The organism is Pseudomonas sp. NLJ1, assembly GCF_049486705.1.
In the GTDB taxonomy this organism is placed as follows: domain Bacteria; phylum Pseudomonadota; class Gammaproteobacteria; order Pseudomonadales; family Pseudomonadaceae; genus Aquipseudomonas; species Aquipseudomonas inefficax.
Genome location: NZ_CP137735.1, coordinates 2037994 through 2054540, shown reverse-complemented (window position 1 = coordinate 2054540; position 16547 = coordinate 2037994). Strand labels below are relative to the sequence as shown.

Here is a 16547-nt window from a genome sequence, read left to right as displayed (position 1 = left end):
AACTTTGCTCGGATCAGGCCACGCTAGCAGGGGCGGCGGGGCTTCCACCCCATTCGAGGAAGCGGATTTTATGAATTTCGCCCTTGCTGTCTTCATACACAACGGTCACCGGCACAACGCCGGTCTTGGCTGATGTATCGGTGCGTTGCAATACCCGTTTCACATCGATGTTCATACCGTAATGGTATTCGACAGCAGAAACATGCGCGCCGGAGTCTTGCAGGTTGCTATGGTCAAAGACACTTGGTGCGAGACTGGAAATCACCGCACTTACAATTGTGGCCATGCTCATAAGGCTGTACCTCTACTGAAGTTCGCTCGACAAGGACCTAATCTGACACGCCGGAAAAGTGAAGTTCACTTCGCCAAGACGAATGCGCTTGGTTGAAACGCCTGTAGTGGCAAAAAACTCCCAGCAATTCCCCGTGCCTGACACATTTTGACCATTCGTCTTTTGACCCCCGTATCTGTTGGTCCAAGTCCGTTTTTGAGGTTGGCCGAGCACGGGAGTGGGCAGTGCGGCCTTTAGCGCATCATGCCGAGTTTGGCATCCGGCAAGCCGGGTTTTCATGGGGCTGCACATAACTCAGTGATTTGGCGGGGGCCTGTGGGAGCGGGTTTACCCGCGGACACCCGCGCAACTGATGTCATGCACCGCGTTGCCTTCTTCGCGGGCTTGCCCGCTCCCACAGGTACTTGCGCTGGCTTCGAGTTTTCACGGTACCTGTGGGAGCGGCCGTGGCCGCGAACACCGGCGTAGCCGGTGCCATGCAGCGCGTTGGATTCTTCGCGGGTAAACCCGCTCCCACAGGGTAATGAGCAAACTCTTTGTGAGCTCGGTGCTCCGCGCGACAGCGCAACCCACGGTACGGTGGCTAACGCATCATGCCCAGCTCGGCGTCATCCAGCAGTGCTTTACCTAAGGCGCAAAGGTAATGTGCGGCCCAAATCAGTTTCGGCTTGTCTTCCATCAGGCCGTCGATGGTCAGGTCCCGGGCATAGCCCATCAGTTCCGAAGCTTGCTCGCGGGCGTTCTGGCAGGGGATGCCGGGCTCGATGCGGAACAGCGGGTGAGTCTGGTTTTCACCCTGGTAGAAGATGGTTTTACCGACGGTGCATTTAGTGTCTTCGGTGGTCATTGATCGATCTCCCTGGTGGTGAATCAGTGCACGGCCTGCGGGTCCGCTGGCTTGTGTATGTGTGCCAGCGCTGACTCGAGAAGTTTGCGCAGGGCTTCAAGCTCGTGCATCGACGCCATGATCAACAATGACGCCGGCGATCGCGGCTGCATCAGCATTGCCTGCTGGGCTACGGCTTCGGCACAGAGCGCGTAGTCCGAGGCCAGCATGATGGTGTCTTCGAGGGAAAGGAGATGGTGGGGTGGGTCGGGTACTATCTTCAACATGATTGCTTCCATTTCAGGGCCGTCACCCTCTGCTGTCAAACAGAAGGGTGGCAGCTGTACGCGGGTTGACAGACCGGCGGAAACAACAAGTTCCGGCGCACGCAAGCGTGCCCGCACGTACAGCCGCCATAACGACGAGCCGTTTGTTGTTTACCGTCGCGACCTGTCAAAGTCATGCCGTTGATGAGCAACGACCCGACGAGACTAAAACTCTGAAAAAACGACCGCAACGGAAAACAGGCGCTGGGAGTATCTTTGGGCAACGCCCTACACGAAAGGGGCAAAATCTGATTTTCTGAGCTTGCACACCCCAAAATTCAGACACAAAAAAAGACGCCCGAGGGCGTCTTCTTCTTTGGGATTTGGTGGAGCCGGGGGGATTTGAACCCCCGTCCGCCAGTACTCCGCTGTCGGTACTACATGCTTAGCCGTGTCTACTGAGTTAATCCGCAGCCGCCCGACGGGCAGGGTGCTTTGGACGAGTTGGGTAAGTTTTAGTCGCTTTGCCCCCAACGTGCTACACGACGATCCTGTTCTGTATGACAATCATTTCGGGTTTACAGGCATCCCCTGATGATTGCTGGAGCCGAAGCTACCAGGAGAGCGGGCTCAGCTGCTTACGCAGCGAGAGCGTAGCCCTCGTAGTTTTCGTCATTGGCAACTATAGAAAGTTGCAACAGTGGATTTACGAGTTCTGTTACCAACTCGGCATGCACCTAGAGTTTCGCTACCGGCGTCGAATCCTAATCGGCCCCACACTAGCTCTTGGCTAACGCACCTTACGGCACGTGATGCGGAGTATACGCCATTGTGCGGGCGACGTCGACTGCCGGCCCGGTCGCCCGCTTTTGGGCTCACGCGCCGCTACCGCCACCGCTGGTGCCGCTGCCTTTTTCGGTTTTTTCCAGGCGCTCCAGCACTTTGCTGGTGATGGCGATGCATTCCTTGGTGTCGCCCGATGCCTGGGCTGCCTTGGCTTTGTCGACTTGCTCGGTGATGGCTTTGTCCAGGCCTTCGGAGGTGGCGCCGGCGGTGGCCATGCTGTCGTCGATCTTTTGCAGGTTTGTGGTGCACAGGTCTTCGGCGGCAAACACCGGGGAAGCCAGCAGGGTCGCGGCCGCGAACAGGGCCGAAAGCGCGGTACCTTTCATGGGAGTCTCCTTCTGGGCCTCTGGAGGGTGGGCCTGTAAGGGTGGACTGTGGGGGATTGGCGGGGGTTCAATCGGGATGGTGAAGGGGTGGAATGATGGTGGGGATGGCACCGGCTTTGCCGGTGTTCGCGGGTGAACCCGCTCCCACATGGAATTGGGTTGGCTCGGGGTATGCGCTGAACCGGTGGGAGCGGGCGTGCCCGCTCCCACAGGGTCAGATGCTGCGGGGGCGGGTGACGCGGTCGACCAGGTAGACCAGGCCGTGATAGTCGATGCCGCTGTGGCTGCTCAGGCCTATTTCGCAGGTGCGGCTGGTGGAGATGCCTTCGCTGCAATACTGCACCGCATCCTTCAGGCTACGCAGCGAGTGGGCGTTCAGCTCGGGGGTGGTGAAGCCTTTGTCGCCGGCGAAGCCGCAACAATGGATGCCTTCCGGGATGACCACCTGCTTGCTGCAGCGCCGCGCCAGGTCGATCAGCGCCTGGCTTTCGCCAAGGTGCTGGGTGCTGCAGGTCACATGCACGGCCACCGGCTCGTCCTGGGGGGTGAACTCCAGGCGCTCGACCAGGTGGGTGCGGATGAAGCGCACCGGGTCGTACAGGTCCAGCCGGCTTTCGCCCAGATCCTGCACCAGGCGCAGGGTGCAGGGGCTGGTGTCGCAGTAGATCGGGTCGAGGCCGCCGCGGCTGGCGTGCAACAGAGCGGCGATCAGTTCCTGGCGCTTGTGTTCGGCCTGCTCGGGGTAGCCCTTGGAGGCGAACGGCTGGCCGCAGCACAGGTTGTCGGCGTTGTCGGGGAACACCACTTGGTAACCGGCCTTTTCCAGCAGGGCGCGGGTCTTGTCCAGCAGCGAGCTCTGCTCGCGGTCGGCATAGGCCGGGCCCATCACCCGCGAGACGCAGGCGGCCAGGTACACCACCCGAGGGCGGGCGTCGTTGCTGGCCGGGCCGAAGTCCAGTGGGCGCAAGGGTTGTGGCATCGCCGGGGTCCACTGCGGCAAGCGGCCTTTGCTGGCTTTGTTCAGCGAGGCGCTCAGGCGGCCCAGGCGTGGGGCGCCGAGCAGCTTGCGGGCGGTGTTGGCGGCGGTCAGGGTCAAGCGCGCGCCACCCAGGGCGGTGTGGAAGTGTTCGGCCAGCCAGTCGGCGGTTTTTTCGTGCCCGGCGGCCTGGCTGCGCAGTTTTTTCACCAGTTCGCCGGTATTGATGCCGACCGGGCAGCGCTGGGCGCACAGGCCGGTCGCGGCGCAGGTGTCGATGCCTTGGTACTGGTAGGTCTGGCGCAGTTGGCGGGTATCGATGCCGGCGCGCTGCTTGGCCTGGATGTCACGCCACATGACGATGCGCTGGCGCGGGCTGAGGGTCAGGCCTTTGGACGGGCAAACCGGTTCGCAGAAGCCGCATTCGATGCACTTGTCGACGATCTCGTCGGCAGCGGGCAGCGGCTTGAGGTTCTTCAGGTGAATGTCCGGATCCTCGCTCAGCACCACGTCGGGGTTGAGAATGCCGTTGGGGTCGAGCAGACGCTTGAGCTTCCACATCAGCTGGTAGGCGTCATGGCCCCACTCCAGCTCCACGAACGGTGCCATGTTGCGCCCGGTGCCGTGTTCGGCCTTGAGCGAGCCGCCGAACTCCACCGCCACCAGTTGCGCCACATCGTCCATGAAGGCCTGGTAGCGGGCGACTTCCTCGGCACTGTTGAAGCCCTGGGTGAAGACAAAATGCAGGTTGCCTTCCAGGGCGTGGCCGAAAATGATCGCTTCATCGTAGCGGTGCTTGTCGAACAGCTGGATCAGGCGGTTGACGCCTTCTGCCAGTTGCTCGACGGGGAAGGTGACGTCTTCGATGATGACAGTGGTGCCGGTCTGGCGTACGGCACCGACGGCGGGGAAGGTGTCCTTGCGGATCTTCCACAGCTGGTTGTACACGACCGGGTCTTCGCTGAAGTCCACCTGCTGTTCCAGCGGGAAGTCGGCGATCGAAGCCATCACCTGTGGCAGCTGTTCATGCAGCAGGCTCTGGCTGGCGGCGCGGGACTCGATCAGCAGGGCACAGGCATTGTCCGACAGGCCTTTTACCCACAGCGGCATGCCGGGCATGTCCTGCACTGAGCGCAGGCTGCGGCGGTCGAGCAGTTCTACCGCAGAAACCGGCTGGCGCTTGAGCACGGTCACCGCGCGGCAGCAGCTTTCCACGCTGGGGAACACCAGCAGGGCGCTGGCCTTGTGCGGGTGGTCGGGCACGGTGTCGTAAGTGACGGCGCTGATGAAGCCCAGGGTGCCTTCGGAGCCGACCAGCAGGTGCTGAAGGATATCCAGGGGTTGGTCGTAATCCACCAGCGCATTCAGCGACAGGCCGGTAGTATTCTTCAGCCGGTATTTGTGCCGGATGCGCTCGGCCAGGGCGGTGTTGGCGCGTGTTTCACGGCCCAGCTGGGCCAATGCTGCCAGCAGGTCGGCATGGCTGCGTTCAAAGGCGGCAACGCTGGCCGAGTCTTCGCTGTCCAGGCGCGTGCCGTCGGCCAGCACCAGGCGCAGGCCGGCCAGGGTATGGTAGGTGTTCTGCGCGGTGCCGCAGCACATGCCGCTGGCGTTGTTGGCGACGATGCCGCCGATCTTGCAAGCATTGATCGACGCCGGATCGGGGCCGATCTTGCGCCCGAAGGGGGCCAGCCAGGCGTTGGCCTGGGCGCCGATGACGCCGGGCTGCAGGCGGATCTGCTCGCCTTGGCCGCGGATTTCGCGGCCGTTCCAGTTATCGCCCAGCACGATCAGTACCGAGTCGCTGATGGCCTGGCCGGACAGGCTGGTGCCGGCGGCGCGGAAGGTGACCGGCACCCGCTCGCGCTGGGCCAGTTTGATCAGGCCGACCACCTCGTCCTCGGACTCGACGCGTACCACCAGCTTGGGGATCAGCCGGTAGAAACTGGCGTCGGTGCCGAAGGCCAGGGTGGAGGTCGGGTCGTCGAAGCGGCGTTCGGCGGGGATCAGGCGCTCGGCATCACGCAGGAATGCGGCGGGCAGGCTCATGCAGTCTCCTCGCGGGGCTGTGGCGTCTGTGCGCCACATGCCCCGGGTCAATCAGGCGGTCGTTCTTGCGGGCGCTCAGGCGCCCAGTTCGCGTACCAGCGAGTCGCGGGTGATTTCGCTGATCGACTTGGCGCCGGTCAGCACCATCGCTACGCGCATTTCCTTCTCGAACAGCTCCAGCAGGTTCTTCACCCCGGCCTGGCCGTGCACGGCAAGGGCGTAGAGGAAGGCGCGGCCGATCAGTACGGTATCGGCGCCCAGGGCGATCATGCGCACCACATCGAGGCCGCTGCGGATGCCGGAGTCGGCAAGGATCTTCAGCTCGCCTTTGACCGCGTCGGCAATCGCCGGCAGGGCGCGGGCGCTGGACAGCACGCCGTCGAGCTGGCGGCCGCCGTGGTTGGACACGACGATGCCGTCGGCGCCGAAACGGACCGCATCGCGGGCGTCATCGGCATCAAGGATGCCCTTGATGATCATCGGGCCGTCCCAGAAGTCGCGAATCCATTCCAGGTCTTTCCAGGAAATGGACGGGTCGAAGTTGTTGGCCAGCCAGCCGATGTAGTCGGCAAGGCCGGTGGGGTTGCCACGGTAGGTGGAAATGTTGCCCAGGTCGTGTGGGCGCCCCATCACGCCGACATCCCACGCCCACTCGGGGTGGGTCATGGCTTGCAGCACGCGACGCAGCGGGCCGTTCTTGCCACTCATGCCGGAGTGGGCGTCGCGGTAGCGGGCGCCGGGTGTCGGCATGTCGACGGTGAACACCAGGGTCTTGACCCCGGCGGCCTTGGCCCGCTCCAGGGCGTTGCGCATGAAGCCGCGGTCCTTGAGCACGTACAGCTGGAACCACATCGGCCGGTCGATGGCCGGGGCGACTTCTTCGATCGGGCACACCGACACCGTCGACATGGTGAACGGAATGCCGTGGGCAGCCGCCGCGCGCGCTGCCTGCACTTCGCCACGGCGGGCGTACATGCCGGTGAGGCCGACCGGGGCCAGGGCCACCGGCATGCTCAGGGTTTCGTCGAACAGCTTGGTCTGAAGGCTGAGCTCGGACATGTTCTTCAGCACGCGCTGACGCAGGGCAATGCTGGCCAGGTCCGAGACGTTGTGGCGCAGGGTGTGCTCGGCGTAGGCGCCGCCGTCGGCATAGTGGAACAGGAAGGGAGGCAGCTTGCGTTGGGCCGCGGCGCGATAGTCGGTAGAGGCAGAAATGATCATGGATTCTCGCAGCGTTGCTTGTGGGGATTGCCGGGCGCGCCATGGCGCCCGGCCCCTTTCACTTTAGTGATGAACCAGCATGCCGGTCAGCCAGTAGGCCTGGATCAGGGTGATCAGGCCGACGATGGTGGCGAAGAACAGGCTGTGCTTGACGGTGAAGCGGAACAGGTCGGATTCCTTGCCGACAAGGCCGGTGGCGGCGCAGGCCACGGCGATCGACTGCGGCGAGATCATCTTGCCGGTCACGCCGCCGCTGGTGTTGGCCGCTACCAGCAGGGTGTCGTTGACCCCGATCTGGTGCGCGGTAGTGGCCTGCAGCGAGCTGAACAGGGCGTTGGACGAGGTGTCGGAACCGGTGAGGAACACACCCAGCCAGCCGAGGAACGGCGAGAAGAACGGGAACGCGGCACCGGTACCGGCCAGCACCAGGGCCATGGTCGAGGACATGCCCGAGTAGTTGGTGACGAAGGCAAAGGCCAGCACCATGCCGATCGACAGGATTGGCCAGCGCAGTTCCCAGAAGGTTTCCTTGAAAGTGGTCAGACCAGTTTTGAAGTTGATCTTCAGCACGGCCATGGAGATCAGCGCCGAGAGGAAGATCGCGGTGCCGGTGGCAGAGATCGGGTCGAGCTTGAACACCGCTGGCATGGCGGTTGGCGCGGCGACGATCGGCGCGGTCTTGATCACCAGTTGGTCGAGGTGCGGGATGGCGAAGTTGAACACGAAGTTGTACATCGCGCCGCCTGGGGCGAAGGCCGCCTTGAACGGCTTCAGGGTCCAGATGGTGACCAGCACGGTGAGGATCAGGAACGGCGACCAGGCTTTGAAGATTTCGCCAAAGCTGTAGGGGCTTGGCTGGCTGCCGCTTGGTTGTACCACGGCGGCGCCGACGCTGCCTTTGGCTTCGGCGAACGAGCGCTTGGGCTGCCAGACTTTCAGGAACAGGGTCAGGGCGATCAGGCTGGCCAGGGCCGAGGTGATGTCCGGCAGTTCCGGGCCGATGAAGTTCGAGGTGAAGTACTGGGTCACCGCGAAGCTCAGGCCGGCGACCAGGGCGGCAGGCCAGGTTTCTTTCACGCCACGCAGGCCGTCCATCATGAACACCAGCCAGAACGGCACGAACAGCGACAGCAGCGGCAGCTGGCGACCGGTCATGGCGCCGATGTGGAAGGCGTCGATGCCGGTGACCTGGCCGGCCACGATGATCGGGATGCCCAAGGCGCCGAAGGCCACCGGCGCGGTGTTGGCGATAAGGCACAGGCCGGCGGCGTACAGCGGGTTGAAGCCCAGGCCCACCAGCAGCGCGGCAGTGATTGCCACCGGTGCGCCGAAGCCCGCCGCACCTTCCAGGAAGGCACCGAAGCAGAAGCCGATCAGCAGCACTTGCAGGCGCTGGTCGTCGGTAATCGACAGTACCGAGCTGCGGATCACTTCGAACTGGCCGCTCTTGACCGTGAGTTTGTACAGGAACACCGCGGCAACGATGATCCAGGCAATCGGCCAGAGGCCGTACAGGAAGCCATAACCCGCGGCGGCGAAGGCCATGTCGACAGGCATCTGGAAGGCGAAGATTGCCACCAGGATCGACAATGCGAGGGTGATGCTGCCGGCCACGTGGCCTTTGAGGCGGAACACGGCGAGGGCAAGGAAGAAGAAGACGATGGGAATGACCGCCGCCAGTGCGGACAGGCCAAGACTACCAAGCGGGCTATAGATTTGTTGCCAGGTTTGCATATGGGGTGGCCCCTAATTGTTGTTGGTCAGGCACTGGCATTGGATAATTGGTAAGACCAATTTACAATGACTGGGCGCTAGGTTAAAAGCGTCTTCGTGGGTGTGTCAATTTGTCCCGTGCAAAACTTTGGTCGCGTGCCGATGAGCGGGCGCCTGATGAGCTGGGAAAATCGTCGCCTGGTGGGTGTTTGCGTGACCTGGATCGGCGAGAATAGCCACCCCTGAAATTGCCGGGGGTTTGTGGAGAGCATGTGATGGTTTTTGATCAGGTCCGCCAACGGCGCCTGTCCGACGACATCGTCGATCGGTTGGAAGGGATGATTCTGGAAGGCACGCTGACCTCGGGGCAGCGGTTGCCGGCCGAGCGCGTCCTTGCCGAGCAGTTCGGCGTGTCCCGCCCGTCACTGCGTGAGGCGATCCAGAAGCTGGTGGCCAAGGGGCTGCTGGTCAGCCGCCAGGGTGGGGGCAATTTTGTTGCCGAGTCTCTGGGGTCCACTTTCAGCGACCCGTTGCTGCAGCTGCTCGAGCACAGTGCCGAGGCGCAGCGTGACCTGCTCGAGTTTCGCCATACGCTGGAAGCGTCCTGCGCCTACTACGCGGCCCAGCGCGCCACCCAGCCGGACCGCGCGCGGCTCAAGGCGGCCTTCGATGCGCTGCAGGACTGCTATGCCAGGGCCGACGAAGTGACCCGGGCGGAAGAGGGCGCGGCCGATGCGCGCTTTCACCTGGCGATTGCCGAGGCCAGCCATAATGCCGTGCTGCTGCACACTATTCGGGGCTTGTTCGACCTGCTCAAGCGCAACGTGGTAACCAACATCGGTGGCATGTACCAGCAACGGACCGAGACCCGGGACATGCTGATCAGCCAGCACCGGGAGCTGTACCTGGCGATAGTCGAGGGCCGGGCGGAGGATGCTCGGGAAGTTTCCAGCCGGCACATTCTGTATGTGCAGGAGGTGCTGGAAGAGGCGCACGAAGAAGCGCAGCGAGTGGCGCGGGCGGAGCGGCGTAGCGGGCGCTGAGATTTTTACTGGCAGTGCTGGCCTCTTCGCGGGTAAACCCGCTCCCACAGAGATTGCACCGAATCTGAACTCAGTGTGAATCCTGTGGGAGCGGGTTTACCCGCGAAGAGGCCGGAACAGGCCAAAGAAGAGCTATTACTCTTCCTTGCCCTTGTTCCGCACAGCCCGTTGCAGCTCGCGGTTGGAATCACGCTCGCGCACGGTGTCGCGTTTGTCGAATTCCTTCTTGCCCTTGCCCAGTGCAATTTCGCACTTGATCAGGTGCTTGCTCCAGTACAGCGACAGGGCCACGCAGGTGTAACCCTTTTGCGCCACGGCCGCTTCCAGGCGCTCGAGCTCGCGCTTGTTCAGCAGCAGCTTGCGGGTGCGGATGGGGTCGGCGATGACATGGGTGCTGGCCGTGGTCAGCGGGGTGATGTGGCTGCCGAACAGCCAGGCCTCACCGTCCTTCAGCAGCACGTAGCTGTCAGTCAGGTGAGCCTTGCCGGCCCGCAGGCTTTTTACTTCCCAGCCGGACAGGACCAGCCCGGCCTCGAACTTGTGTTCGATGAAGTAATCGTGTCGCGCTTTCTTGTTCTGCGCGATGGTCCCGGTCGGATGTTTTTTTTGCTTAGCCATAGGGGCGGCATTATAGGCAAGTCGGCGCGTCGTCCGCTATGGGATTTCGGTGTGCTTGAGCCACTGCAATGAATACCGGACAATACCGACGCTGTCATAGCTACAGAAAATGTTTTCGGCGCGCTGCGAAGCGACGCCACCCAGCCCTGGAAGTGACGCCTGGATGACTACCCATATTCAACGCTCCGCCCTGCTGCCATACCCCGCCCAGGCGCTGTATGACCTGGTCAATGATGTCGCCAGCTACCCGGAATTTCTGCCTTGGTGCTCCGATTCCACGGTGCTGGAAGCCAGCGACACGCACATGCGCGCCAAGCTCGAAGTGGCCAAGGGTGGCATGAGCCAGCACTTCGTCACGCGCAACGTGCTGGTGCCGGGGCAGTCCATCGAGATGAACCTGGAAGAGGGGCCGTTCACCCAGCTGCATGGTTTGTGGGTGTTCAAACCGTTGGGTGACAAGGCCTGCAAGATCAGCCTGGACCTGTCGTTCGACTACGCCGGCCCGCTGGTGCGCGCCACCCTGGGCCCGCTGTTCAACCAGGCGGCGAACACGCTGGTGGATGCGTTCTGCCAGCGCGCCAAGCAGCTGAATACCTGACTGAAAAAGCGGCAACAAAAAGCCCGGACCAGGTCCGGGCTTTTTTGTATCTGCTCGCCGCTTATTGAGGCGAGGTTTCCAGCGGAGCCGGAGTCGGGACCGGGGTGGTCTCGATGGTGTCGATCTCGCGCTGGATGGATTCTTCCACCGAGCCTGGCTTGGCCGGTTTTTCTTCAGGCTGAGCGGTTGGCTGCTCTGGCTGGTTGGCCGGGCTGACCGTGGTGTCGCTGCTGCCACCGAGGATTTCCTGGTCGCGGCTGACGCCTGGCATGAAGTCGCCAGACAGGCTGACCAACTGATCGCTTTCGTTGAAGAACACGCTCATGCGTTCTTGCTGGCGTTTACCGCCGCCTGGCTGCAGGCTGTACAGGTAATCCCAACGGTTGGTGTTGAAGGTGTCCTGGATCAGCGGGTTGCCCATGATAAACCTTACTTGCCGGCGGGTCATTCCGGGGCGCAATTGGTCTATCATGTCTTGCGTAACGACATTGCCCTGCTGGATGTCGATTTTGTAAACCCCGGGAAACGAGCAACCGGCGAGTGCGAGCAGTCCCGCGAGGGCGAGGCTGTTTAGCAAGAGCTTGGTGTTTTGCATCGGTGGGCGACTTCCACTATCTTGGCTGGACAACGTAAACCCCGATCATACCCGTATTAAGAGAAGCTGCGAAGCAGCATCGGCGAGAAAGCTGACCATGGTTGAAAATAGCGAATTGCGCAAAGCCGGTCTCAAGGTGACCCTGCCTCGAGTCAAGATCCTTCAGATGCTCGACTCCACCGAGCAGCGTCACATGAGCGCCGAGGATGTCTACAAGGCGCTGATGGAGGCTGGCGAGGACGTGGGCCTGGCCACCGTCTATCGCGTACTGACCCAGTTCGAAGCGGCGGGTCTGGTGGTTCGCCACAACTTCGACGGCGGTCATGCGGTGTTCGAACTGGCCGATGGCGGTCACCACGACCATATGGTCAACGTGGAGACCAGTGAAGTCATCGAGTTCATGGATGCCGAAATCGAGAAGCGCCAGCGCGAAATCGTGGCCGAGCATGGCTACGAGCTGGTGGACCACAATCTGGTCCTGTACGTGCGTAAAAAGAAGTAACGATTTAATCGTTATGGATGACAAAGGCGACCTTCGGGTCGCCTTTGTGCTTTCTGGGGCTGGGAGGTGTGTTGTTTGTTTCGGCCTCTTCGCGGGTAAACCCGCTCCCACAGGTATTGCGAATATCCTGTGGGAGCGGGTTTACCCGCGAATAGCCTGAAAAATTAAGGCTCAGGCCTTGCCGCTCACCACCATCTTTCGCGCATGCGCCAGGGATTCCTTGGTCAGGTCGATGCCGCCGAGCATCCGCGCCACCTCTTCGACCCGCTCGCGTTTGCCCAGGCTGGCCACGGCGGTGTGGGTAGTGTCGCTATTGCGCACCTTGTGCACGAACAGGTGGTGATGCCCCTGTGCCGCCACTTGCGGCAGGTGGGTTACGGTCAGCACCTGGCCGCGCTCGCCCAGGCGGCGTAGCAGTTGGCCGACGATTTCGGCGGTAGGCCCGCCGATGCCGACGTCGACTTCGTCGAACACCAGGGTGGGAATGCGCGAGGTCTGCGCGGTAATCACCTGGACCGCCAGGCTGATGCGCGACAGCTCACCACCTGAAGCGACCTTGGCCAGGCCTTTGAGCGGTTGGCCGGGGTTGGCGCTGACCAGTAGCTCGATCTGCTCCAGGCCATGGGGTGACAGGTCTGCGCTTTCGTTGGGGGTGAGCGCGATGCAGAAGCGCCCGCCGGGCATGCCCAGGCGCTGGATTTCCTGTTCGACGGCCACCGCCAGCTGCTGCGCGGCCTGCTGGCGCAGGGCGCTGAGCTCGCGGGCCTTCTCCTGGTAATGCTGGGCGAAGGCAGCCAGCTCTTCACCCAGCTGCTCGATCGACTCGTCACTGGCGTTCAGGCTTTCCAGCTCTTCCATCAACTGCTGCTGCAGGTGGGGCAGTTCGGCCGGGTGCACACGGTGCTTGCGCGCCAGCGTATAGACAGTGTCGAGGCGTTCTTCCAGCGCCTGTAGGCGCATGGGGTCGGCGTCGAAGTTGTCGAGGAAACGGTTGAGCTCGCCCACGGCTTCCTCGACCTGGATCTGCGCACTGGCGATCAGGTTGGCCGCTTCGCCCAATGCCTTTGGCGAGTTGGTGGCGGCGCCCAGGCGGTTGAGGCTGGAGGTGAGGGCGCTGAGTACGTTGCCCGAATCGCTTTCGCTGCACTGGTCGATGACCTGGCGGCAGATGGCGAACAGCGCTTCGGCGCTGGTCAGGTTCTTGTGTTCCTGCTCCAGCTGCTCCAGCTCGTGTTCGCCCAGGCCGAGGTTGTCCAGCTCCTCCAGCTGATAGCTCAGCAGCTGATGGCGAGCGCGTTGCTCGTCACCGGAATTGGACAGGCGCTCCAGTTCCAGGCGGGTCTGGTTCCAGCGCTTGGCGGCCAGCTGCACCTGGCGAGCCAGGTCGACGGCGCCGGCATACTCGTCAAGCAGGCGGCGGTGGGTGTCGGTCTTGAGCAGCGACTGGTGCTCGTGCTGGCTGTGAATGTCGATCAGCAGCTCGCCGAGCGCCTTGAGGTCACCAAGCGGGCAGGGCGTGCCATTGATGTAGCCACGGCTGCGGCCTTCGGCGGTGATCACTCGGCGCAGGATGCACGGGCCGTCGTTGTCCAGGTCGCGTTCGGCCAGCCAGGTATGCGCTTCGGGGATGTCCACCAGGTCGAAGGTGGCGAGGATGTCTGCCTTGTCCGTACCAGGGCGCACCACGCCGCTGTCGGCCCGGTCACCCAGGGCCAGGCCGAGGGCATCGAGCATGATCGATTTGCCGGCGCCGGTCTCGCCGGTGATGACGGACATGCCACGGGCGATCTCGAGGTCGAGGTGCTCGACGATGGCGTAGTTGTGAATGGACAGGTGCACCAGCATGGGGCCGCTCCCGAAAGTCAGGTCTGGTTATTTATACAGTACTTTTTTCAGGCCTGCCAATGCCCCTCGGCAGATTCTGTTCGGTGCGGAAAATACCTTGCCCCTTGAAGCTGGTTTTTCCGGCCCCATATAGCCGACATCCAAGGCGAGCCTGGCTCGCAGTCCAGAAAATTGCGCAGGAGAGACCCCATGGCTGACGAGCAGCTGAACGAAAAAGACCTTAACGTTGAAGAAACCGGTGCAGAAACCACTGCTGACGCCCGTGTTCTGGAACTCGAGGAACAGCTGGCCGCCGCCAAGGACCAGTCGCTGCGCGCCGTTGCCGACTTGCAGAACGTGCGCCGTCGCGCCGAACAGGATGTCGAGAAAGCCCACAAGTTCGCCCTGGAGAAGTTCTCCAGCGACCTGCTGCCGGTGATCGACAGCCTGGAACTGGCCCTGGCCCATTCGAGTGCCGAAGACGAGCACGTCAAGCAGATCCGCGAAGGTGTCGAGCTGACCCTGAAGATGTTCCAGGACACCCTCAAGCGCTACAACCTCGAAGCGGTCGACCCGCATGGCCAACCGTTCAACCCTGAGCACCATCAGGCCATGGCCATGCAGGAAAACGCCGACGTAGAGCCGAACAGCGTGCTGAACGTGTTCCAGAAGGGCTACCTGCTCAATGGCCGCCTGCTGCGCCCCGCCATGGTGGTGGTCAGCAAGGCGCCGAGCGCGCCACAACCCTCGATCAATGAGAAGGCTTGAAATCCTCCGGGGCATCCCCATCTAGGTGTCAAGCGTTCAAGTATTACCGCAGTTGGCCAAAGTAGTCGCTGCTACCAAATTCAAGTTTCGGGAGAGTTAACATGGGCAAAATCATCGGTATCGACCTGGGGACCACCAACTCGTGCGTCTCCGTTCTGGAAAACGGTAACGTCAAGGTCATCGAAAACGCCGAAGGCGCGCGTACTACCCCTTCGATCGTGGCCTACGCCAACGACGGCGAAATCCTGGTCGGTCAGTCAGCCAAGCGCCAGGCTGTCACCAACCCGCACAACACCCTGTTCGCAGTGAAGCGCCTGATCGGCCGCCGCTTCGAAGAAGACGTCGTGCAGAAAGACATCAAGCTGGTGCCATACAAGATCGTCAAGGCCGGGAACGGCGACGCCTGGGTACAGGCCAGCGGCAAGGACATGGCGCCGCCGCAGATCAGCGCCGAAGTGCTGAAGAAAATGAAGAAAACCGCCGAAGATTACCTCGGCGAGCCAGTTACCGAAGCGGTCATCACCGTTCCGGCCTACTTCAACGACAGCCAGCGTCAGGCCACCAAGGATGCCGGTCGCATCGCTGGCCTGGACGTAAAACGCATCATCAACGAGCCGACTGCCGCTGCACTGGCGTACGGCATGGACAAGGCCAAGGGCGACCACACTGTCATCGTTTATGACCTGGGTGGCGGTACCTTCGACGTTTCGGTCATCGAAATCGCCGAAGTCGACGGTGAGCACCAGTTCGAAGTACTGGCTACCAACGGCGACACCTTCCTGGGTGGCGAAGACTTCGACATGCGCCTGATCGACTACCTCGTCGACGAGTTCAAGAAAGAGTCCGGCATGGACCTGAAGAACGATCCGCTGGCACTGCAGCGTCTGAAAGAAGCCGCTGAAAAGGCCAAGATCGAACTGTCCTCCGCTCAGTCGACCGACGTGAACCTGCCGTACATCACTGCAGACGCTACCGGTCCGAAGCACCTGAACGTGAAGATTTCCCGCGCCAAGCTGGAGTCGCTGGTCGAAGACCTGGTTGCCCGTACCATCGAGCCTTGCCGCATCGCTCTGAAGGACGCCGGCATCGATGCCAGCAAGATCGACGACGTGATCCTGGTCGGTGGCCAGACCCGTATGCCGCTGGTACAGAAAGCCGTTGCCGATTTCTTCGGCAAAGAAGCGCGCAAGGACGTCAACCCGGACGAAGCCGTGGCCATGGGTGCTGCCATCCAGGGCGCCGTACTGGCCGGTGACGTGAAGGACGTACTGCTGCTGGACGTCAGCCCGCTGACCCTGGGTATCGAAACCATGGGTGGCGTGATGACTTCGCTGATCGAGAAGAACACCACCATCCCAACCAAGAAGTCGCAGGTGTTCTCGACTGCTGACGACAACCAGGGTGCCGTGACCATTCACGTGCTGCAGGGTGAGCGCAAGCAGGCTGCCCAGAACAAGTCGCTGGGCAAGTTCGACCTGGCTGACATTCCGCCGGCTCCACGTGGCGTGCCGCAGATCGAAGTAACCTTCGACATCGACGCCAACGGCATCCTGCATGTCAGCGCCAAGGACAAGGCCACCGGCAAGTCGCAGTCGATCGTGATCAAGGCCAACTCCGGCCTGTCGGATGAAGAAATCGAGCGCATGGTGCGTGACGCCGAGGCCAACGCCGAGGAAGACCGCAAGTTCGAAGAACTGGCCGCTGCCCGTAACCAGGGTGACGCGCTGGTTCACTCGACCCGCAAGATGGTCGCTGACGCTGGTGACAAGGTTACCGCTGAAGAGAAAACGGCCATCGAGGCTGCCGTTGTTGCCCTGGAAGCCGCTGTCAAAGGCGACGACAAGGCTGCCATCGACGCCAAGGTCGAAGAGCTGTCCAAGGTCTCGGCACCGGTTGCCCAGAAGATGTACGCCGAGCAGTCGGCCGAACAGCCTCAGGGTGGCGCGCAGCAGGCCGAGCCGGAAGCCAAGCACGATGACGTGGTTGACGCCGAGTTCGAAGAAGTGAAAGACAACAACAAGCAGTAATCCCTGCATGTTGTCGGCCAGTTCACCGTCGTTTGGCGGTGAGCTGGTAGGATGTCA

15 protein-coding genes and 1 other RNA gene are annotated in these 16547 nt (G+C 62.1%); 5 read left to right on the top strand and 11 right to left on the bottom strand.

The window, feature by feature from the left end:
• Positions 1–13: 13 nt before the first annotated feature.
• From R9B85_RS09195 to R9B85_RS09160, 8 genes are all read right to left on the bottom strand, one after another.
• Entirely contained in the window at positions 14–292 is a 279-nt protein-coding gene (locus tag R9B85_RS09195; RefSeq protein WP_112253577.1) for a DUF2790 domain-containing protein, read from the bottom strand.
• Between the two features lie 583 nt (positions 293–875).
• Entirely contained in the window at positions 876–1139 is a 264-nt protein-coding gene (locus tag R9B85_RS09190; RefSeq protein WP_112253576.1) for a DUF3077 domain-containing protein, read from the bottom strand.
• Positions 1140–1162: 23 nt separating this feature from the next.
• Positions 1163–1405, bottom strand: a complete 243-nt coding sequence (locus tag R9B85_RS09185; protein WP_112253575.1) for a hypothetical protein — start codon at positions 1403–1405, stop codon at positions 1163–1165.
• 363 nt (positions 1406–1768) lie between these two features.
• Positions 1769–2160: a transfer-messenger RNA gene (gene ssrA / locus R9B85_RS09180) on the bottom strand.
• Between the two features lie 99 nt (positions 2161–2259).
• On the bottom strand, positions 2260–2556 hold the full coding sequence (locus tag R9B85_RS09175; RefSeq protein ID WP_112249986.1) for a hypothetical protein: 297 nt from the start codon (positions 2554–2556) through the stop codon (positions 2260–2262).
• Between the two features lie 214 nt (positions 2557–2770).
• Entirely contained in the window at positions 2771–5581 is a 2811-nt protein-coding gene (locus tag R9B85_RS09170) for an FAD-binding and (Fe-S)-binding domain-containing protein (RefSeq protein ID WP_313856588.1), read from the bottom strand.
• Between the two features lie 75 nt (positions 5582–5656).
• A complete protein-coding gene (gene lldD / locus R9B85_RS09165; protein ID WP_112249988.1) occupies positions 5657–6802 on the bottom strand; it encodes an FMN-dependent L-lactate dehydrogenase LldD in 1146 nt (381 codons plus the stop codon).
• Between the two features lie 63 nt (positions 6803–6865).
• Complete coding sequence (locus tag R9B85_RS09160; protein WP_015271872.1) at positions 6866–8536, bottom strand: lactate permease LctP family transporter; 1671 nt, start codon at positions 8534–8536, stop codon at positions 6866–6868.
• A 254-nt stretch (positions 8537–8790) separates the two neighbouring features.
• On the opposite strand from R9B85_RS09160, the gene R9B85_RS09155 reads away from it, so the two are divergent.
• A complete protein-coding gene (locus tag R9B85_RS09155) occupies positions 8791–9558 on the top strand; it encodes an FCD domain-containing protein (protein ID WP_013974301.1) in 768 nt (255 codons plus the stop codon).
• 135 nt (positions 9559–9693) lie between these two features.
• Here R9B85_RS09155 and smpB read toward each other — a convergent pair whose 3' ends face one another.
• Complete coding sequence (gene smpB, locus R9B85_RS09150; protein ID WP_112249989.1) at positions 9694–10176, bottom strand: SsrA-binding protein SmpB; 483 nt, start codon at positions 10174–10176, stop codon at positions 9694–9696.
• A 163-nt stretch (positions 10177–10339) separates the two neighbouring features.
• On the opposite strand from smpB, the gene R9B85_RS09145 reads away from it, so the two are divergent.
• The gene (locus R9B85_RS09145) at positions 10340–10774 is read left to right on the top strand and encodes a type II toxin-antitoxin system RatA family toxin (protein ID WP_112249991.1); all 435 of its coding nucleotides are present in this window, start codon (positions 10340–10342) and stop codon (positions 10772–10774) included.
• A gap of 61 nt (positions 10775–10835) precedes the next feature.
• On the opposite strand, the gene R9B85_RS09140 is transcribed toward R9B85_RS09145, so the two are convergent.
• On the bottom strand, positions 10836–11369 hold the full coding sequence (locus R9B85_RS09140; protein WP_313856583.1) for an outer membrane protein assembly factor BamE: 534 nt from the start codon (positions 11367–11369) through the stop codon (positions 10836–10838).
• A gap of 97 nt (positions 11370–11466) precedes the next feature.
• On the opposite strand from R9B85_RS09140, the gene fur reads away from it, so the two are divergent.
• The gene (gene fur / locus R9B85_RS09135) at positions 11467–11871 is read left to right on the top strand and encodes a ferric iron uptake transcriptional regulator (RefSeq protein WP_015271870.1); all 405 of its coding nucleotides are present in this window, start codon (positions 11467–11469) and stop codon (positions 11869–11871) included.
• 171 nt (positions 11872–12042) lie between these two features.
• Here the strand turns inward: fur and recN are convergent, their stop codons facing one another.
• Positions 12043–13716, bottom strand: coding sequence for a DNA repair protein RecN (gene recN / locus R9B85_RS09130; RefSeq protein ID WP_423770982.1), 1674 nt, complete (start codon positions 13714–13716; stop codon positions 12043–12045).
• Between the two features lie 189 nt (positions 13717–13905).
• Here recN and grpE point away from each other — a divergent pair, with 189 nt between their 5' ends.
• Together grpE and dnaK are read left to right on the top strand one after the other, a co-directional pair.
• Positions 13906–14463: a nucleotide exchange factor GrpE gene (grpE, locus tag R9B85_RS09125; protein ID WP_114170420.1), complete on the top strand. Its 558-nt coding sequence runs from the start codon at positions 13906–13908 to the stop codon at positions 14461–14463.
• A gap of 101 nt (positions 14464–14564) precedes the next feature.
• Entirely contained in the window at positions 14565–16490 is a 1926-nt protein-coding gene (gene dnaK / locus R9B85_RS09120; protein WP_085625700.1) for a molecular chaperone DnaK, read from the top strand.
• Positions 16491–16547 lie beyond the last annotated feature (57 nt).

What these genes read in the sequence shown, in the direction of transcription:
- R9B85_RS09195 (WP_112253577.1), bottom strand. Translation starts at nt 292, where the DNA reads ATGAGCATGGCCACAATTGTAAGTGCGGTGATTTCCAGTCTCGCACCA.
- R9B85_RS09190 (WP_112253576.1), bottom strand. Translation starts at nt 1,139, where the DNA reads ATGACCACCGAAGACACTAAATGCACCGTCGGTAAAACCATCTTCTAC.
- R9B85_RS09185 (WP_112253575.1), bottom strand. Translation starts at nt 1,405, where the DNA reads ATGTTGAAGATAGTACCCGACCCACCCCACCATCTCCTTTCCCTCGAA.
- R9B85_RS09175 (WP_112249986.1), bottom strand. Translation starts at nt 2,556, where the DNA reads ATGAAAGGTACCGCGCTTTCGGCCCTGTTCGCGGCCGCGACCCTGCTG.
- R9B85_RS09170 (WP_313856588.1), bottom strand. Translation starts at nt 5,581, where the DNA reads ATGAGCCTGCCCGCCGCATTCCTGCGTGATGCCGAGCGCCTGATCCCC.
- lldD (WP_112249988.1), bottom strand. Translation starts at nt 6,802, where the DNA reads ATGATCATTTCTGCCTCTACCGACTATCGCGCCGCGGCCCAACGCAAG.
- R9B85_RS09160 (WP_015271872.1), bottom strand. Translation starts at nt 8,536, where the DNA reads ATGCAAACCTGGCAACAAATCTATAGCCCGCTTGGTAGTCTTGGCCTG.
- R9B85_RS09155 (WP_013974301.1), top strand. Translation starts at nt 8,791, where the DNA reads ATGGTTTTTGATCAGGTCCGCCAACGGCGCCTGTCCGACGACATCGTC.
- smpB (WP_112249989.1), bottom strand. Translation starts at nt 10,176, where the DNA reads ATGGCTAAGCAAAAAAAACATCCGACCGGGACCATCGCGCAGAACAAG.
- R9B85_RS09145 (WP_112249991.1), top strand. Translation starts at nt 10,340, where the DNA reads ATGACTACCCATATTCAACGCTCCGCCCTGCTGCCATACCCCGCCCAG.
- R9B85_RS09140 (WP_313856583.1), bottom strand. Translation starts at nt 11,369, where the DNA reads ATGCAAAACACCAAGCTCTTGCTAAACAGCCTCGCCCTCGCGGGACTG.
- fur (WP_015271870.1), top strand. Translation starts at nt 11,467, where the DNA reads ATGGTTGAAAATAGCGAATTGCGCAAAGCCGGTCTCAAGGTGACCCTG.
- recN (WP_423770982.1), bottom strand. Translation starts at nt 13,716, where the DNA reads ATGCTGGTGCACCTGTCCATTCACAACTACGCCATCGTCGAGCACCTC.
- grpE (WP_114170420.1), top strand. Translation starts at nt 13,906, where the DNA reads ATGGCTGACGAGCAGCTGAACGAAAAAGACCTTAACGTTGAAGAAACC.
- dnaK (WP_085625700.1), top strand. Translation starts at nt 14,565, where the DNA reads ATGGGCAAAATCATCGGTATCGACCTGGGGACCACCAACTCGTGCGTC.